Source organism: Xanthomonas bonasiae (genome assembly GCF_017163705.1).
GTDB lineage: Bacteria > Pseudomonadota > Gammaproteobacteria > Xanthomonadales > Xanthomonadaceae > Xanthomonas_A > Xanthomonas_A bonasiae.
Genome location: NZ_JAFIWB010000067.1, coordinates 1 through 625 on the forward strand (window position 1 = coordinate 1; position 625 = coordinate 625).

Annotated in this window: 1 protein-coding gene; it reads right to left on the reverse strand. The window is 63.4% G+C overall.

What is annotated here, in order from left to right:
• A partial coding sequence (locus JR064_RS22925; RefSeq protein ID WP_241093262.1) for an ABC transporter transmembrane domain-containing protein occupies positions 1 to 625 on the reverse strand: 625 nt, incomplete at both ends.

The window sequence follows — 625 nt, forward strand, 5'->3', positions numbered from 1 at the left end:
TGGTTGTCCGCACCGCGCGCGAACTTGTCCTGCAGGCGCTTGCGCAGCACCGGCGTGATCGCGCCGGAGATCAGCGCATACAACGGCAACGAAATCACCACCACCAAGGTCAGCCAGCCGCTGTACCAGAACATCACCGCCAGGAAGACTACGGTGAACAGCAGGTCCAGTACCGAGGTCAGTGCCTGCCCGGTCAGGAAACTGCGGATGTTCTCCAGCTCGCGCACGCGGGCGATGGTGTCTCCGACGCGCCGCGACTCGAAGTACGCCAGCGGCAGCGCCAATACGTGACGAAACAACCGCGCCCCCAGCTCCACGTCGATCTTGCTGCTGGTGTGGGCGAAGACGTAGGTGCGCAGCCCCGTCAGCACTACCTCGAACACCGCCATGCAGACCAGGCCGGTGGCGATCACGTCCAGAGTGGTGAGGCCGTTGTGGACCAGCACCTTGTCCATCACCACCTGGAAGAACAGGGGCGTGACCAGCGCGAATAGCTGGATGAAGAGCGAGACGACGAACACTTCCAGCAGCATCCGCCGGTACTTGATGATGGCCGGGATGAACCAGGTGAAGTCGAACTTGGCCAGTTGGCCCAGCACCGACGCGCGCGAGGCGACCTGCAGCA